The sequence below is a fragment of the Granulicella sp. L60 genome, from assembly GCF_009765825.1.
Classification (GTDB): domain Bacteria; phylum Acidobacteriota; class Terriglobia; order Terriglobales; family Acidobacteriaceae; genus Edaphobacter.
This window is the reverse complement of the sequence record NZ_LMUR01000018.1, coordinates 1,397,638-1,415,393: the sequence shown is the minus strand read 5'-3', so window position 1 is coordinate 1,415,393 and position 17,756 is coordinate 1,397,638. Positions and strand designations below refer to the sequence as shown.

The 17,756-nt window shown below is 54.7% G+C and carries 13 protein-coding genes; 6 read left to right on the top strand and 7 right to left on the bottom strand.

The window, feature by feature from the left end; translation table 11 throughout:
• Positions 1-16: 16 nt before the first annotated feature.
• Entirely contained in the window at positions 17-1,459 is a 1,443-nt protein-coding gene (locus GSQ82_RS16245) for a glycoside hydrolase family 125 protein (RefSeq protein WP_158793236.1), read from the bottom strand.
• 256 nt (positions 1,460-1,715) lie between these two features.
• On the opposite strand from GSQ82_RS16245, the gene GSQ82_RS16240 reads away from it, so the two are divergent.
• Together GSQ82_RS16240 and GSQ82_RS16235 are read left to right on the top strand one after the other, a co-directional pair.
• Positions 1,716-4,064, top strand: coding sequence for a GH92 family glycosyl hydrolase (locus tag GSQ82_RS16240; protein WP_158793235.1), 2,349 nt, complete (start codon positions 1,716-1,718; stop codon positions 4,062-4,064).
• 169 nt (positions 4,065-4,233) lie between these two features.
• On the top strand, positions 4,234-5,268 hold the full coding sequence (locus GSQ82_RS16235; protein WP_158793234.1) for a glycosyl hydrolase family 18 protein: 1,035 nt from the start codon (positions 4,234-4,236) through the stop codon (positions 5,266-5,268).
• Between the two features lie 65 nt (positions 5,269-5,333).
• Here GSQ82_RS16235 and GSQ82_RS16230 read toward each other — a convergent pair whose 3' ends face one another.
• The 3 genes from GSQ82_RS16230 to GSQ82_RS16220 form a co-directional block, all read right to left on the bottom strand.
• The gene (locus GSQ82_RS16230; RefSeq protein WP_158793233.1) at positions 5,334-6,263 is read right to left on the bottom strand and encodes an N-acetylglucosamine kinase; all 930 of its coding nucleotides are present in this window, start codon (positions 6,261-6,263) and stop codon (positions 5,334-5,336) included.
• An 18-nt stretch (positions 6,264-6,281) separates the two neighbouring features.
• On the bottom strand, positions 6,282-7,040 hold the full coding sequence (locus GSQ82_RS16225) for a copper homeostasis protein CutC (protein ID WP_158793232.1): 759 nt from the start codon (positions 7,038-7,040) through the stop codon (positions 6,282-6,284).
• 167 nt (positions 7,041-7,207) lie between these two features.
• A complete protein-coding gene (locus tag GSQ82_RS16220) occupies positions 7,208-10,585 on the bottom strand; it encodes a TonB-dependent receptor (protein WP_158793231.1) in 3,378 nt (1,125 codons plus the stop codon).
• 275 nt (positions 10,586-10,860) lie between these two features.
• Here GSQ82_RS16220 and GSQ82_RS16215 point away from each other — a divergent pair, with 275 nt between their 5' ends.
• The 4 genes from GSQ82_RS16215 (at position 10,861) to GSQ82_RS16200 (ending at position 14,309) form a co-directional block, all read left to right on the top strand.
• Positions 10,861-11,646: a DeoR/GlpR family DNA-binding transcription regulator gene (locus tag GSQ82_RS16215; protein ID WP_158793230.1), complete on the top strand. Its 786-nt coding sequence runs from the start codon at positions 10,861-10,863 to the stop codon at positions 11,644-11,646.
• A gap of 121 nt (positions 11,647-11,767) precedes the next feature.
• On the top strand, positions 11,768-12,061 hold the full coding sequence (locus tag GSQ82_RS16210) for a DUF1330 domain-containing protein (RefSeq protein ID WP_158793229.1): 294 nt from the start codon (positions 11,768-11,770) through the stop codon (positions 12,059-12,061).
• 154 nt (positions 12,062-12,215) lie between these two features.
• Positions 12,216-12,674, top strand: coding sequence for a DUF2721 domain-containing protein (locus GSQ82_RS16205; protein WP_158793228.1), 459 nt, complete (start codon positions 12,216-12,218; stop codon positions 12,672-12,674).
• A gap of 354 nt (positions 12,675-13,028) precedes the next feature.
• A complete protein-coding gene (locus GSQ82_RS16200; RefSeq protein WP_158793227.1) occupies positions 13,029-14,309 on the top strand; it encodes an NAD(P)/FAD-dependent oxidoreductase in 1,281 nt (426 codons plus the stop codon).
• A 40-nt stretch (positions 14,310-14,349) separates the two neighbouring features.
• Here the strand turns inward: GSQ82_RS16200 and GSQ82_RS16195 are convergent, their stop codons facing one another.
• The 3 genes from GSQ82_RS16195 to GSQ82_RS16185 are packed head-to-tail and all read right to left on the bottom strand — an operon-like array spanning position 14,350 to position 17,725.
• Positions 14,350-15,330: a phytanoyl-CoA dioxygenase family protein gene (locus tag GSQ82_RS16195; RefSeq protein ID WP_158793226.1), complete on the bottom strand. Its 981-nt coding sequence runs from the start codon at positions 15,328-15,330 to the stop codon at positions 14,350-14,352.
• 55 nt (positions 15,331-15,385) lie between these two features.
• Entirely contained in the window at positions 15,386-16,417 is a 1,032-nt protein-coding gene (locus GSQ82_RS16190; RefSeq protein ID WP_158793225.1) for a hypothetical protein, read from the bottom strand.
• Positions 16,418-16,468: 51 nt separating this feature from the next.
• Positions 16,469-17,725 (bottom strand): putative sugar O-methyltransferase, encoded by a 1,257-nt coding sequence (locus GSQ82_RS16185; protein WP_158793224.1) that lies wholly within the window; start codon positions 17,723-17,725, stop codon positions 16,469-16,471.
• Positions 17,726-17,756 lie beyond the last annotated feature (31 nt).

The window sequence follows — 17,756 nt, the reverse complement described above, 5'->3', positions numbered from 1 at the left end:
GCATACGTGGCGCTCGCTAGGTGTGGCTGAGCAAGGTTGGATGCTTTTCTGCCACGGTTGCGATGAGTTCACCGAATAAAGAGTTTGCCCAGGCGAACCAGCTTCTGGTGAACTTGGTTGCGTCGTTTCGGTTGAAGCTTTCGTGCATGAAGCCGGAGCCCGCGCTGGTGCGTTTCAGCATAGAGAGCGAACGGGCGATTTCGACTTGAGAGCGGCTGGTGAGGGCATAGACGGTGATCGCCATGGGCCAGATCATGTCTTTGCCTTCGTGTGGTCCGCCGATTCCTTCGGCTGCGCTTCCCTTGAAGAACCAGGGATTGCGGTCGCTCCAGACAAAGCTGCGAGTCCGCGCGTACAACGTGGCATCGGGCGAGCTCTCCAGATAGGGCAGGCCGAGCAGGCTTGGGACGTTGGCGTCGTCCATCAGCAACTGGCTGCCGAATCCATCGACCTCGTAGGCCCAGATTGTTCCTTCGGGGGTGGGTGCGATGGCGTACTGGTGCAGGGCGCTGGAGACTTCTGCCGCAAGGGCGGATGCGTCATTGGCCAGGGCGTCGTCGTGCAGGATCTCGTGGGCCATCTTGGAGAGGTGACCGAGGGCCGTGACCGCGAAGAGATTGGAAGGTACGAGGAAGGGAAAGATACAGGCGTCATCCGATGGTCGAAAGCCTGAGGCGATGAGGCCTACCGGACGCACAGGATTGCCGTAGCCGTCTCCGGGAAGCGTCTCGGTTGGGGTCTTGGAGGTTCGTTGAAAGTGGTATGGGCCGGGTCCGTCTTTGCGTTGCTGGACACGCATGGTCTCCACTGCAAGCTTCATCGCGGCACGCCAGGTTTGATCGAAGGGAGCGGTATCTCCGGTTGCTCGCCAATATCCGTAGGCCAGGCGGATTGGGTAGCATAGTGAGTCAAGCTCCCACTTGCGTTCGCCTACGCCGCGCTTGATCTCGGTCGCGTCGGTTCTGCTCCACTCGAGCGCCGGCGCATCGAGGTCCGCCATAAAGGCGTTGGCATAGGGATCGATGAGGATGCATCGGGCCTGGCGACGGATGATGCCTTCGAACATGCGGCGCAGTGCAGGGTCCTTCGACGCAAGTTCTAAGTAGGGCCATACCTGGGCGGAGGAGTCGCGCAGCCACATCGCAGGAATATCTCCAGTGATGACTGCGGTGTCTGGTTTGCCCTCGAAGGTGCCCATCTCGACCGTGGTATCCAGCGTGTTTGGATAACAGTTCTCGAATAGCCAAGCCAGCTCTGGATCGCCTATTCTGGGTCGCATGTTCGAGAGATAGGTTTCGACGGCTGGGCTGTGGAACTTGCGGTCCTGCACTGAGGGGCGGCGAGAGGAGAGAGAGCCGGGCGAGGCCTGCGCGAATGCAGACAGGGATTGCAGTGTGGCCGCAGCCGCTGTTCCTGCTGCGAGCTTTAGCATGTGACGTCGGGTGATCGAGGGATGCATCGTCTCTTTATTCCTGAATGTAAGCAATCGCGATGGAAGACTGACACCTGGGAGGGCGTGCTGGTGTGTTGCGGGAGAAGCAATTCACTATTAATGACTTTATAGCGATCAAATGATCATTATTCTGACTGTTTAATCTTCCCATTCTGTTCATCGTACGTCAATAATAGATATACTGCGTTGTCTTCGGATGCGTCTGAGTCCGATCCTCCGCCTTCCTTTATGTGCCAGGAACTTTCGATTCGATGGAGTGCAAGTGATTTCAAGAAGAACCTTCCTCGGTAGTGTCTCCGCTGTATGCGCAGTTGGAGCGACTGAAGCCAGCGCACTCAGCAGGATCGTCCACGGATCCAGAGCGAACGATACAGCAAACGATCCTGCCTCGCTCGTCGATATCAAGATAGGCACAGGCGGACATGGGCATACTTTTCCGGGTGCGACGCTGCCGTTTGGCGCGGTGCAACTGAGTCCTGATACGTACAACGATGAGTGGGACTGGTGTTCGGGTTATCACATCTCCGACACCTCGATTATGGGCTTTAGCCATACGCATCTTAGCGGTACGGGCTGCGGCGACCTGCTCGACTTTCTTGTGATGCCTGGCACCGGCGAGTCGAAGATTGTGCCGGGCCCGCGCAGCAATCCCGATGCGGGTTATCGATCGCGCTTCAGCCACGACGATGAACATGCGGAGCCTGGATTTTATTCGGTGCTGCTGAAGGACTACGGCATTCGAGCGGAGCTGACTGCCACGGAACGCGCCGGGCTGCATCGGTACAGCTTTGCAACTGGACAGGATGCACCGAAGACCGGCCACATCATCGTCGATCTGGAACATAGCTACGCGTATAACGGCAAGTCTGCTGTGGTGACCGCTTCGCTGCAACAGCTCGCGCCGGATACTCTGGCTGGAGGGCGGACGACCAAGGCGTGGGGCGACGGACGGCAGATCTACTTCACGATGAAGTTTTCTCAACAGCCCAGCCGCATCGTCTTCTATCAAGAGGGTGTGGAGGTTCCGGCGGGGACGCAGCCGCTCACAGGAAAGTCGTTGAAGTGCGTGCTGTTCTTTGATCTTGCACACAATCCGGTCATTTTGGTGAAGACCGGTATCTCGGGGGTGAGTGCAGAGTCTGCAGGGAACAATCTTAAGGTCGAGATTCCTGCATGGGACTTTGAGGGAGTTCGCCGTAGTGCGCGGGAGAAGTGGAATCAGCAGCTCTCTCGTATCAGCATCACGACAGAGAACGAGACGCATCGAAAGATTTTTTACGCTGCGCTCTATCATGCCTCCGTTGGTCCATCGCTGTTTGACGATGTCGATGGACGCTATCGGGGCATGGACAAGCAGATTCACCAGTTGGACAAGGGGCAGCGCAACTACACTGCGTTCTCGCTGTGGGATACCTATCGGGCTGCGCACCCGATGTATACGCTGATGTCTGCCGAACGTGTGCCGGACTTCGCGAACACCCTGATCCGCATGGCCGAACAGAGTCCGGATGGCATGCCTGTGTGGCCGCTACAGGGTTGTGAGACGGGCACGATGACGGGTTATCACTCGGCCGCCGTCATCGCTGAAGCGTGTAACAAAGGCGTCGCTGGGGTGGACTACGAGCGCGCTTACAAGGTGATGATGAAGCGGGCGATGGTCGATGACATCCGCGGGCTGGGATACTATCGGTCGCTTGGCTACATTCCTTCGGATAAGGAAGAGGAGTCGGTCAGCAAGACGTTTGAGTACTGCTATGACGACTGGTCGATTGCACATGTTGCGAAGAAGCTTGGCCACGCGGACGATGCGAAGATGCTGGTCGCACGGTCGCGTAACTATCGCAACTACTATGACCGTTCTATCAACTTCGCTCGACCGAAGCTGGCTAACGGGGAGTGGGCTACGCCGTTCAATCCGATCGATCTTGGAGTATCGAAGAACTGGCGCGACTTTACGGAGTCGAACTCGTGGCAGGCGACGTTTGCAATTCAGCATGATGCGGCGGGGCTCATCGAGATACTGGGTGGGCAGAAAGATTTTTTGATCAAGCTTGATGAGTTGTTCAATCAACCTTCGACTTTGCCAGCGAATGCACCGCCGGATATTGCTGGATTGGTAGGTCAGTATGCGCATGGCAACGAGCCGTCACATCACATCGCTTATTTGTATGTGTACGCCGGCCAACCGCATAAGACGCAGGCTCGGGTGCGGATGTTGATGGAGACGATGTACGCAGCGCTTCCGGATGGGCTGCAGGGCAATGAAGATGTCGGGCAGATGTCGGCGTGGTACATCATGAGTTCGATGGGCTTTTATTCGGTTGACCCGGTCAGCGGAAACTATATCTTCGGGACTCCGCTCTTCGATCGCGTCAGCCTCCAACTCGGCAGAGGTAGGCAGTTGGAGATTGTGGCGCATCGCAAGTCGGCGTCTGATCAATATATTCAGTCCGTCAGCTTCAATGGCAAACCGTACACGCGTTCCTGGTTCAATCATCGGGATATCGTCAACGGCGCGCGCATTGTCTTTGAGATGGGGCCGAAACCAAATCTTGAGTTTGGCTCCAAGCCTGAAGATATGCCGCCATCGTTGGTGCTTGAAGGTGCGTGAGATTTCGGGAAAGATACGCAGGATGACTTTGAAACATGATGGGTCATCCTGCGAGCACTGGAAGCCTTTCTTTCCTGACTTTTAATTAGTCACACTCTTTCCTGAACTGATATTGTGTGCGTTCGCGAAGAGCGTCGCCAATGGTGACTCGCCGAAATATGAGGCTTCGATGAAGAAACTTTTGTTCTGTCTTTTGTTTGCTGCTCCATGTGTCTTTGCTCAGACGAAGACTCTTTTTTACATGACGGATCACTCTGACTCTGTTCGCGACTTCATGGAGCACCAGACCAAGATCGATATCATTGTTCCCACCTGGTACAACGTAGATGCGAATGGAATGGTCTCCGGCGAGCCCGACGCCACCGTCATGCGGGTGGTGAAGCAGCGCCACATCGAACTGTTTCCTATCGTCGCTATGTTCGACAAGACTGGCGCACACGCCCTGCTCACGAGCGATAAGGCGCAGACGGCGATGATCGGCTCGCTGATCTCGGAGTGCAAGCGGAACGGTTACGACGGCTTTCAGCTGGACCTTGAAGATATTTCATGGACGGACCGCGATGCTCTCTCCGCTACCGTGAAGCGCATTGCGGATGCTATGCATCAGGAACATCTCCAGTTGCAGATTGCGGTGGTTCCCAACGCGCCCGGCCACCCTGGTCATACCGCGTTCAGTAAGTGGATCTTCTCCGACTGGCGTGGCGTCTTCGATCTCAAGGCGTTGAGCGAGTCTGTCGATTTGATCTGCTTAATGACATACGACCAACATACGCACTGGACTACGCCGGGCCCGGTTGGCGGTTGGATCTGGATGAACGAAAATCTGGATTACGCGCTTAAGGTTGTGCCCAAAGAGAAGCTGTCACTGGGCATCGCACTCTATGGCTATCACTGGTACACCGGCGATCCCGGGGCGAATGACAAGGAGCAGAGACCCAACGTCACCGCTGATTACATCAGCGCCATCGACTCGCAGTCGCTTCGCGACACGTATAACGCGCAAGAGCAGTGGGATGCGCAGGATCACGCTGCTTATTTCTTCTTCTATCACGATCAGATGCGTGAGTGGATCTTTTATACCGAGAAGCGAGGGTTCGCAGATCGTTACAACCTGGCTAAGGAAGAGCATCTGCAAGGTATCTGCGCATGGGTTCTTGGGGAAGAAGATAAGGATATCTGGAGCGTTTTGCCAGAGAGGAAGTAGAGCGGCTTGAGCATAGGCAAAAGAATGAAGGCGCTGAATAATCTGAGCGCCTTCTTTTTTGTCTACTAAGTTGTCTTTGCTACCCCTGCAAGTCGTCTTGCATGCCACAAGGCACCTTCGAGTGGGTCCACTGCACCCGGCAGGAATTGAAGTCGCGGATAAGCTCGTATAAGGGTTCGACGCATAGCTTCCGATACTTCCGGAACGTGTTCCCAGATAGACCCCGTTCCGGTGATCTTTAGTCCATCTTCGATTCCCGGCTCTGCAGCGGATAGTTTGCGGATCACGTGAAGCACGAGGCCGGCGAGTTCTTCACCTCCTCGTTGCAGCGTCGCCTGCGCTACTTGGTCTCCGTCGTGAGCGGCCTCTACAACTGTTGGCATGAGCTGTGCAAACGAGAAGCCGTATGCATTGGCGACGGCCACGAGCTCGTCTCTCGTCTGCAGGCCAAGTTTGTGAAGTACACGCGACAGCAAAAGAGGTTCTTCGCCTATGTTGATCGCTGCGAACATCGCTTTGAGTGCCTGTTGTCCGAGTAAATTTCCGGATCCTTCGTCAGCGAGAGCAGGTCCCCATCCACCTGCGCCGGTTGTTTTGCCGTCACGCCCGCGGCCGATGACATTCGATCCAGTCCCTGCGATGACGATGATGCCTGCGTCTTCGGGAAAGGCCGCATCGAGCGTAATGACTTCGTCGCCCAGCACCGTCAGGCTGCCGCCAACCCACATCGTGGTGTGCTGGCGGAGCCAATCCACTACCTCCTGTATGGCGATGCCCGAGGTACCGATGCAGGTAGCCGCCACGTTAGAGAGCGCGACTCCACTCTCCCTAGAGACGGCATCCAACGCCTGCTTCAGATGGACCGCAGCCTCTGCCTTACCTTCGCGTAGGACCTTCGAACTGCCTGTCTGGGAGCGGCTCAATACACGATGCTCGTCCGCCAATACGCAAGATGTCTTCGTCCCGCCGACATCCAGGCCAATAAAATATTTCATCGTCGATATGTGCTCTTCCTAGGCGGTATACGTACTTGCATTGCGGAGACTCTCGATCATTTGACGCACATCGCTACTCTCAACGATAAAACGAGTCTCTGCGGAGGAGTCTCCGCCCTCCGGCATATCGGCTCCTTTAGAGTCCTTGAGAATTTTTACGCGCCGACGTACAGAGCCGTGAAAGTGTCTCGCTCCAGTCGTCCGCGCTACCGCCTCAGCATTGCTCAACCGCAGGCCGCCTCCTACTGCAACATCGATCCTACTGCCAGCTTGTTTCAACAGACGCGCCAGTGACTCCGCGCCCAGAACTACGTCTCGTTCCCCACCTGAGGTCAGCACGCGTCGGCATCCCGTCGCGATCACGTCTTCGAGCGCCTTCTCCAGCGACGCGGTGTGGTCGAACGCGCGATTGAAGGTCACCTCGATCGGACCTGCCATCTCAACTAACTCGCGGGTTCGTTCTATATCCACGGTTCTATCGGGGTGCAGGAATCCGAGTACGACCCCACTTACGCCAAGTGAGCGGGCTTGGTTCAGATCCTTGCGCATCGCATCCATTTCGGCATCGGTGTAGTTGAAGTCTCCGCCGCGAGGACGCAGCAGTACATGGACCGGCAGGCCGCTCTTTTGAACGGCTTCATGGATCAGGCTACTACTCGGTGTCAGCCCGTCTTCGTTCAGCGCGGTACAGAGCTCGATACGATGCGCACCTCCCGCTTTTGCAGCAAGGCAGGCGTCCAGAGTTTCAGCGCAGAGCTCGAACACAATCTTATTCATGAGAGATATTCCTATAGGAATGACCATTGCTGGGCTTCCTTATCTAAAAACTAATTCCTCGAAAGATCAGCGCCGGCTCAAAACTCTGAGCCGGCGCTGACAAGAAACCTGCAAAGACAGCTTGTTATAAAGCATCTCTTTTTTAGAGGATGCATTTTGCATGATGGCTAGAAGTTGTAATGCAGCGCGAGCTGGATTCTTCTTTCCTGACCACGAACATTGTTGATCTGACCGAAGGTTGAATCCTGAATATTGCTGTCGGGATTGCCGTAGTTTGCGATGTTGAAGAGGTTGAAGGCGTCGGCCCGGAAGCCAATGAGCTGACCTTCGGTGATATGAAAGTCCTTGAACGTTGAAGCGTCAACTTGAGTGAATCCCGGTGCCCGCTCGCTGCCGATGCTCGCGGTTCCGAAGGTATTCGGAGCAGCTACTCCGTAGGCACAGACGCCGTTATCCGCACCGGTGCAAGGAGTGACCGAAGGATCGGTTCCCCACCAGTTCGCGATGCTCCGGTCGACGATTTTGAACTTGCGGTATGCGTTGGGACGAGCTCCGCCGTAGGTGTTGGTGTTGCTGTTGTCCGGTCCAGAGAGAGTGACTGGAAAGCCGGAGTATGCGATCAGTGAACCCGCGATGGACCATCCGCCGATTGCCTCATCGACGAAGCGGTTCACGTGAGAGCCATACTGTTTGCCGCGTCCAAAGGGCAGAGCGTAGACACCAACTGCTGACAGGTTATTCCGTACATCCTGTCCTGCTGGGCCGTAGTCTGCATGGCCGTTGTAGCCGTTCTCAAACGCACCATTGGATCCATTGATATTGGGTGTGCCGAAGTTGCCTGAGCTGTTGGTCATGGCACGACCGTAGGTGTAGTTGACGGTGTACTCAAAGCCGTGATTCGCACGCTGGCGAAGTGTGAGTTGCGCGGCGTTGTAGTTCATCATTGCATCGGATTCCGTGACCAGCAGTGCGCCACCTTGTCCAACAAGGTTGACAAAGGGAGCTACAGCGCCGGCCGATGTCAGCTGATTTCCGTTGCGGTAGTCGATCAGATGCTGTCCCGTCTCGCCGACATATCCGACCGTGAGCGAGGTGAGATTGGTTAGCTGATACTCCGTGGTGAGGTTGAACTCCTGGATATAAGCTGGCTTGATGTTTTGCGGCCAGGCTCCGTAACCAACCGGAGTGCTGGAGGTGCTCAGGGCTGTGGCCACGGTCGAGAACTGGCCGCTGATCGGAGTGCCGTCTGCTGCTGCGGATGGCGTGTTGCCTTTGTTGTCCTGGAACTGCACAAAGGGTGGGTTGTAGGTCAGTCTCTGATTGAAGGAGTTTCCTTCGAAGAAGCTGGTCGCGCCGTAGCCGCCGCGGATAACAAATCGCGGCTGTACCTGATACGCAAAACCGAAGCGCGGCATAAATTGCGTATAGGTGGGCTGATAGCAGGAGCGATTTCCGCAGGTCGTTGCTCCGGGAGCAGCGCCTGCAGGTACGGACCCTGCATAGATCACTGTTCCTGTATCCAGGTTGACGTTAGCGGTCTTGTTGTTCACCTCGTACCACGGCTGGTCGTACTCGTATCGCAGGCCAAGATTGAGCGTAAGGGCGGGAGATACCTTCCAGTCGTCCTGAACGAATCCTGCGGCACGCCACTGGCGGTTGCCATCAAAACCTTGCGGTGTGTTGATGGTCGCTTCAAAGATCTGGTTGAAGACGAAGTCGGCTGCGCCATATCCGGGTGCATTGCTTACCAGTGGATTGGCGGTGAACTGTCCGGAGTAGTTGAAGTTTCCGAGAGCACCGAAGCCGGAGGAGTTGCCGGCTGAATTGATGTAGTTCTGCTGGTAACGGACCGCCTGTACGCCGGCGCTGATGAGGTGCTTGCCGCGTTGAATCGTGAGGTTGTCTCCATAGCTGAAGGTGTTGTCACGCAGAATTTGCGTTGCTGCATTTGTGCCGAAGGAGGAGATGTTGTTGTTGATGGTCTGTTGCGTAAAGCCAACGTATGCCTGTGGTCCAAACGGAATGCCGACCAGCGAGTCTCCGCTTAGGCCGAAGGCGCCGGTAGGATCTGAGGGAACGTTGTCGTCCCAACGCACGCGCGTGAAGCCAACTCGCGCTTCATTCACGATGGAAGAGGAGAAGGTGTGAACCCATGTTGCGCCACCGAGCTTGGTGGGGAACGAGTTCTGTGATGGAAAGCTGATCGCCAGGACGGCAACGCTTCCATCCGAGGCATCCGACTGTGAGTAAAACGCAGTGATCTTATCAGCGGAGCGCGGGTTCCACTCTACCTTGAAGTCACCCTGATTGTTGACTTTGAAGTTTCGCGTTGGCCCCTGAAAGTTATTGAGCGCGGGATCTCCTGGTGTTGGGGTCGCATTGGGCAGAGGGTACAGCTCGGGGTGGGCGAAGAGATACTGCGCGACTGGGTTGTTGATGGGAACCTGATTATTGACAAAGGGCTGGAAGTTTTTGCCCGTGGAGTCAAGCTGATTGGTGTTGTACAGCTGAAAGCCAAGTGAAGAGAAGTCACCCTTTCGGAACGCAGCCGGGATCACCGATGCCATGCCAAGGCCTCCCGTGTGGAAGCGGACACCCTCATAGTCAGCGAAGAAAAAGAGCTTATCGTGGAGAATTGGTCCGCCAATCGTGCCGCCAAACATCGACTGGGTATAGGGGTTCGTCGGAATGATCGGATTCTGATGTTTATTGGACCAACTGTTTGCATCGAGCTTGTCGTTTTGGAGGTAGCCGTACGCGCTGCCATGAAATTTATTTGTGCCGCTCTTCAGCACCGTGACTACCGACCCACCGTTGACGTTGCCGTAGGTTGCGGGCGCGTTCGCAGAGATCACCTTAAGCTCACCGATAGCGTCAGGCGCTGGGTTGTAGCCGATGAGGTTATTCTGGCCTTCGTTTAGGTCGACGCCGTCAAGGGTATAGTTGTTGCCCTGGTTGCGGTTTCCATTGATGGAAGCAATGCCGTTGCTGGTTGTGTTGCGCTCGAGGGCGTTGGCACCGGTGGTCATGCCGGTGGGGTCCGTGTTAACTGCACCGGGCTGGAAGAGGGTGATCGACGAGAAGTTGCGGCCGTTCAACGGAAGGTTCGCAATCTCGTTGGTCGATACCGTGATGCCGAGGGTGCCGTCGGTAGTGTTGAGAATCGGCGCGACGCCGCCTTCGACTTCAACGCTGGTAGAAGCGCCGATAGACAGTTTCTCGTTCAGCTTTACGGTCTGGTTGATCTCGAGCATAAACGTCGAAACGCTCTCGGAGGCGAATCCGTTGGCTTCGACCACGACCTTATAGTGCCCGATGGGCAGGAAGCGGATGCTATAGACGCCATCGCCATTGGTCGTCACCTGGGTCTTCACGCCGGTGTCTACGTTTTCGGCGGTTACCTGCGCCTTGGGAACGACGGCGCCGGTCGGGTCGGTTACCTCTCCCGTAATGGAACCGGTAACTGTCTGGGCCAGCACTACCGGTGCGCAAACGGAGGCGATGAACACACATCCGGCGAAATAACGAAACAGCTTGTTTCTCATTCAAATCCTCACTTCGTACATCTGGCTAAATAGGCTGCGGCAACGACACAGAAAAAGGGCTGAAGATGGAAGGCCGATCTCTGTTGACACCCTTTAATTCGAAAATCTCGTGAAAAAACGACTTGGCGCTGAGGATAGAAAGTCTGATACACAAATGTCAATAAAATATTCACTTATAGTGAAGAATTAGTGCAAAAATACTCAAATAACTGATTTATTTTACCTTACGATATCCTGAGGCATCTCCCGGAGTCGATCTTCGAAAGGACCTTCAAGTGGCTGGAAAGACAAATGATCGCGCCAAACAGATCCTCCATCTCCTTCTGCAAAAGGGGTCCAGCAGCGTTGAAGACCTTGTTGCCACGCTCAACTCCTCGCCTGCGAGCGTCCGCCGGGATCTGATCAAGCTTGAGCAGAGAGGCCTGGTGCACCGCACCCATGGCGGGGTCGAGTTGGCCGGGAAGCTGACCTACGAACCGTTCCGCTTCGATGCTGCCTTTCCTCTCCGGGAGGAGCGCTTCGCAGATGAAAAGCGCCGCATCGCGATGGCCGCTGCCGCGATGGTCTCTGAGGGCGATACCATCGCACTCTCGCCCGGCACGACGACGACCCAGGTGGCACGCAGCCTTCGCCACCGCGAGGGCATCCACATCGTCACCAACGCGGTCAATATCGGCATGGAGCTTTCGAGTCAGCCTAACGCCAAGGTCACACTTACGGGAGGGACGATTCGCTGGCCGGGATCGTTCTCCATGGTAGGAGCGACCGCCTTCCATGCAATTCAGAATCTCTACTTCGACAAGGTTTTTATGGGAGCGACCGGCGTTCATCCGGAACACGGTCTGACGGTGATCGAGTCGGACGAGGCGCTGATCCTAGGAGAGATGTGCCGGCATGCTCGCCAGGTCGTCGCGGTCGCGGATTCAAGCAAGCTGGGCATGATCAGCACCAATAAAGTGTGTGAACCGTCGCAGCTTCATACCATCATCACCGACGACGGCATTGAACTTGAACTCATTGAGCTCTTCCGAAGCAAACACATCGAAGTGATCTGCGTATAGGTGAAGGATGTCGGCGCTCCTGAAGTTAGATGGGAAGATCAGATTCGGAGAGGACGCGCGGGAGGATGAGTCATACTCTCGTTGATCGCATCCAAGTTGCAATGGGATTGGAGAGGACGATATGAAGAAGGGTTATTGGGTAGTTGCGTACCATACGGTTGCTGACGAGGCGACGATGAAGAACTATGGCGCGTTGGCTGGAGTGGCGCTGGCACCGTTTCGGGCGCGTGTTCTGGTGTCGCCGAGGAGTGAGGTTACAGCTCTTGAAGCCGGGCTGAAGCAGATGACGGTGGTGGTGGAGTTCGGCAGCTACGCAGATGCGCTGGATGCGTATGAGAGCGCGGACTATAAGAAGGCTCTGGATGCGCTTGGGTCGGGCGTGAAGAGGGACTTTCGGATTGCTGAGGGAGCTTAATCGAGCGATCCGTTTTGAGGATGCTGCGAAAGAGTGCTGAAATGGTCGACCCGACCATTTCAGCTCAGTCAAATCTTAGGCGAGGCATTCGGCGGCTACGCTTCCCTCCAATTTGAGTGCGCGATGCAGCAAAATCGCCTATGCTGGGGGCACGATGATTGCAGCCGATCCGTTTTCGGTCCTTACCTTCGTGGCAGCGCCGGCAGTGCTCACCAACGCATCGTCGGTTTTGGCGCTGGGCACAAACAATCGCCTCGCGCGCGTAGCCGATCGTGCTCACGCCGTAACTGCGCAGTTGGCGGGTGCCAGGGATCATGAGGGCTCGGCTGCCGAACTCGCCGATTTACATACGCGCGCTCAACTGCTGTTACGAGCGCTTCGCTGCTTTTACCTGGGTCTCGGATTGTTCGCCAGTTCGGCTCTCATCTCGATCGCCGGTTCCATCGTAGTGACCTACGGTTGGCCATCGGCGTTCCAGATAGCAGCTGGAGTTGGCGTCGTGTGCGGGGCATCCGCGGTCATCGCGCTGGTCTGCGGTAGTGTGCTGATGATTCGCGAGACACAACTTGCAGTCAAAGGCCTGGACTACGGGGCAAAGTCTCACATCAGTTAGTCATGAATGCAGTTGAACGACCGGCCAGGAATAAGAATCGGCGATTTGTCGAGATCTTCCGGGAAGGGTCGAGCTTTGCTCAAATACCCGCTCATGCGGTGAGACTGCATGAATAGGGCACTCACACTCATGTGTCCAACCTGCACCTTGGTATTGGTCGATACGTTCGTCCAATAGATTCATCGTCGCGCTTCTGGCGTAATCGAGTTGCCGGTGATCGGAGCAATGAAGACGGAGCGCAAGGAAATTTGCCGACGCTTTTCGCCTTGCTCCTGGATCAAAGATGAATCGAAGGAGGAGATCAATGAATGATTCGGATTTGGATGATCCAGGTTCCAGAGAGAAGAAAAGACGTTGAACGGCAGGATAATCATCTATGGGCGCACGAATTCGGCCGCGGGTTACGAAGTACGCGACTTTTTGACTCGTAACTGCTCCGACTATGACTGGGTCGAACTGAATACGGATGACGAGGCGCAGAGGCTGGCAGGAGTTTCAGGCCTAGCAGACCCTCGACTTCCTCTCTGCGTCCTTAGCCAGAGTTCGAAGCTCTATTGTCCCAGTCTGCGCGAGCTCGCGATGGCTCTGGAGTGGTTCAAAGGACCAAAGTACGAGTGCTATGATCTGGCGATCTTTGGTGCGGGACCAGCAGGTCTGAGTGCCGCACTCTATGGGGCCTCTGAAGGGCTGCGCACGATCGTTGTCGAGAAGACCGCGGTCGGAGGGCAGGCTGGTAGCACCTCGAAGATTGAGAACTACATGGGATTTCCGGATGGAATCAGCGGATGGGAACTCGCAAGCAGGGCGCGCCGACAAGCGATACGAATGGGAGCAGAGATCATCGTAGGCCTCGAGGGAGTAGCAGGAGAGCGTCAGGATGGCTGGCAGTTAAGCTGGTTCGCCAGCGGCGAGCGGATCGCTTCGAAGGCCACTATCTGCGCCACTGGCGTGGAGTACACACGACTTGGGCTTGAACGAGAGGGTGATTTTCTGAATCGAGGTCTCTACTACGGTGCCGGCTCCAGCGAAGCTGAGATCTGCAAGGGGCGTGTCGTGATTGTGGGCGGTGGGAACTCTGCTGGCCAGGCTGCGTTGAACTTCGCGCGGCAGACAAAGGTGACAATGCTCGTCCGGGGGGAGAGCTTGAAGAACACACTTTCGACGTACCTGCTGGAGCGCATTGAAGACACCTCGTCGATTACGGTCCTGACGAGGACCACACTCACCGCGCTCGAAGGGGATGATGTGCTGGAGAGAGTTACGTATCGCAATGAGACTTCCGGCGAGAGTGCGTCCATCGAGACACATAGCGTCTTCGTTTGTATCGGAGGCAGGCCTCGCCTCGAATGGGCAAAACCTGGAGTGCTGCATTGTGACCCTGCGGGCTACATTCTGACGGGGCCGGATCTCGACCGGTCGAGCCTGTCAGCGGAGATGTGGCAAGATGGTCGAGCACCACTCTTCATGGAGTCAAGCATTCCAGGCCTATTTGCTGCCGGGGATGTCCGCCATAACTCTACGAAAAGATGCGCGGCAGCGGCGGGAGATGGTGCAACCGCAGTCTCTATGGCTCATCAGTATCTGCTTTCCGTGAAGTATCAACTCTGCGGGACTGCGCGGTCTGCGTTGAGATAACTTTTTTAGATATGAGGCTGTGTGAGTGGGGTTTCCAGGATTATGTTGGATTTTGGGTGTGGGATAGCTGCTGCGATTCGAGCTGACTCAGGATTGCCGCATATCTTGATCGCATCTTTTCAGAGGACGACGTTTGTGCAAGCTCTGCAAGCTCGGCTCTAGAAGGATTCAACTTCAGTGGCATCTTCGTCCAAAAATACTTCAAACTTTCAGAGTGCCAGTTGCTGTATGTCTTCTCCCAACTCTTCTGTTTGGAAGATCCCGGAAACACAAGATTCGCTGGATCGATTGGCCGTTCCGCGCTCTGAAATCTGCAATCCATCGATATGCGAAGTTGGTTGGAGACGTTCGCAGAGGCTGCGTGCACCGTTAGACTGTGAAAGATCAGCACGTCGCCTGCGTTTAGGTGGCCCGCTACCCAGTCAGCACCCTGCGCTGACTCCTTCGGGATAATTCCTGTCTCTGGATCAACGCTCTGAAGACCATAACGATGAGACGCCTCTAAGATTTGCAACGGGCCTAGCTCCGGCGGGCAGTCGTGTAGCGGCATCCAAACCGTATAGCTTTCGGAATCTCCCGAAATCGCCCTGTGGTCCTGATGCGCATGAACAATCAGACGTTCGCAGTTCGGAAATATTAATCTTCCAACTGGTTTTGGGTGAATCAGTAAGTTCGATCCTACGAGCTGATGCATTACCTGGCGCAAAATAGCTTGATGTGTAAAAGCATGGAATGATTCCAGATTAAACACCTTTTCATAGACACTTTTGAATGCAGGATCAGGATCACCACATGCTGAGCTTATATTGACAACGCGAGAAGCGGGGTCACTATCCTTGATGAACCACTCCGCGACATGCAGAATTTCTACAATCTCATCTAGTAGGCGCCTTACGTCCTTAGCAGGTATCAATCCCTTAAGAAACAAGTAGCCATGTGCATTCATCTCCTCATTGAGGGAGCCCAGATCCAAATGCTTTGCGTATATTTCACGAAATGGCTTTAGCATGTATTCAATCATCCCAGTTCTTCGATTCAGCACCTTGCGCAAACTTCGATCGCTCCATAAGCCGCGACTATTGGATGATATCTTTAGTTTTCTCTGATCGATATCGTCCGCGTTTGCTCAATGCGTCAACCGCGAGTGACATCTCTAACTCTTTCTTACGTTCTTGGATTTGCCTAAGTCGCCATGATTGATAAAACCCATGGATCGAACTGAACACTGAAGCCTCCGACAGCACTTCGTCTCGAGCTATTTTCGCTAGAAAGAAACGGTGACTTCCAATTTCGGAGACTTCCTCAATAACCAGCTCTCTTACCCGCACAGCAAAATCGGGAACTGGAATGCTACGTTCGGGTGAAGGTTTTAAGGAAAAAGGAAGCTGACTCCAGTCAATCGATTGCTTCGTGTGATTATTCGCAAGTTGATATGCGATGGATCCCTGCGACAGGGGCATAGTGCTCATAGCGATATGCCCGGCGTTCTCTACTAACTCTCCAGCAACTCTCTCTGTCCTCAGAGCAAAGCCGAAATATCCTTCACCCAGGTCACCGAATAAATTCATCGGGAATATATTTCCGTTATCGTTGCTGCCGACACTGACTAACACAATTGGGTGAGGACGTATAAACATCACCATCGTCGCTCGCCTTTCAAGGAAGGTCATTCTAATTCCATTTGTGTTATCGCGGCGTCGTTGCCGATATGCGTGAAGCAGGTAGTGAGTCCACAGTTGCGCTTTGGAAAGGCAGAAATTCTTAGAGCTGCGGGGTTCGAAGAGCACAAAACTCATCTTATCTCTGCAGATTACGGACCTTGGCTTGAGTCCTACCTCACCTAGTATCTGCTTCTCTCCGTCCCGACGGTTAAGCCTTAGCTTCATCCGCAACAGGTCATTTTCATTTGGCAAATCTTCGGAGTCGAATCCCACACAGATAGTGAGTGGAGCGGCACATACCATAGAGTGGCGTTGAGTTATATCCATGGGCGCACCTGCGCCTTGCAGCCATACGCTGATCTCTGTCTGGGGATCAGGAAGCCCCAAGGTGAACTCCTGTGGAACAAAGGTCTCCCCGAATACAATTTTTTTGATCGTCTCACGCACTCTATTCGAAGTCCACAATGTAACGTCTCCTTCAGACGAACTTCACGAAGTTCATGCGTGAGCCCTTCTCTTACTTTCCTGAACCAATTCTTGTGGAGGGACATGAGACCGTTGTCGCCGGAAGCATTGCTCAAACATCGTTGAGGCCGCGAGACCGGCTGCTCCGCCTACGCCTGCGCCAGAGATCTTATGACTGTGCCAGCCGGACGTGCGAGTCTCCACAAGCTGAAAGGAGCTATGCTTCTTGGCGATGAGATCTGAGATTGATTCGCTTGCTTGTTTCTTGCCGATGCAGAGGAAGTCATCCTTGGTCATTCGATCAATGTTCTTAAGGTACTCTCCGAGAGCATCCGTAGAAAGATCGGACATTGAATGAGAGCTGAATGTTGCGTCAACACTGCCCGCCGGCATCTTTGCCAATTCAAAGACGGGCATGAGTGCGACGTCTACTTTAGCGAGAGTCTCGCGAGTTAGTGCCTCTTCCCCGTAGAGGAGAAATTTTAGATTTGGGAAGGAACTCAATAAGTAGTACGAGATGAGCGCGATGCTTTCAGGGACATCAAAACTGATATAGGTAAGATCAGGGCGATCACGAAGTAGGTAATACGCCATGCTGCCATATCCTCCGCCGATCTCGGCGACCGTCGCTGGGCCAGCGGCGAGTGCGCTGTCAATTCTATGGGAGCAATAGTGAGCGTATTCCGCCCCGACGTGGATGTGAGTTCCGTCGATACGGACACCGAAGGGGTTGCCAATTCCGGGGCCGTAGAGATGGCCTAAGGGGAAACGGGCTTCGGTCTGTTCTTTCCAATAGTCATAGCGGTATAAGACGTGGCTCAGGTAGAAGTGGCGATGGGAGTCTTTGATGTTTCCGCTAAAGTAAGCCTTCGCCATGCCGAACGGAGCCGCAAGCAGACCTGTCGAACAGGAGTTTCGAAAGAAATTCCGATACATAGCCCGCAAGGCTGGGATATCTCGCGTAAGCAAGGCTTGAGTGACAGGCCCTAGACTTTGCCGACACACCTGCTCCCACCAGTCGGTTGCCATATAAGCCTTTGGCGCAGACCGTTGCTGTTCGACGGCTTTGCTGTAGGCGGCACAGATTCTCTCCAACAGCTCTGTATCATCGTCAGCTCTATGAATTTGATCGGCAAATCCGTCGGTGACGTTTTGAAGATCATAGCGAGGGTCGTCTTTGAAACGACGCCTGCCATGATTTGCGAACTTCCACATGCCAAGTCGTATCGAGAATAGAGCTTTGGCCGCTTTCGCTGTTTGAATCGGATGGAGCAGATATTTAGATTTCACTCATCGATCCTTTCTGCAAATGACGAACAAG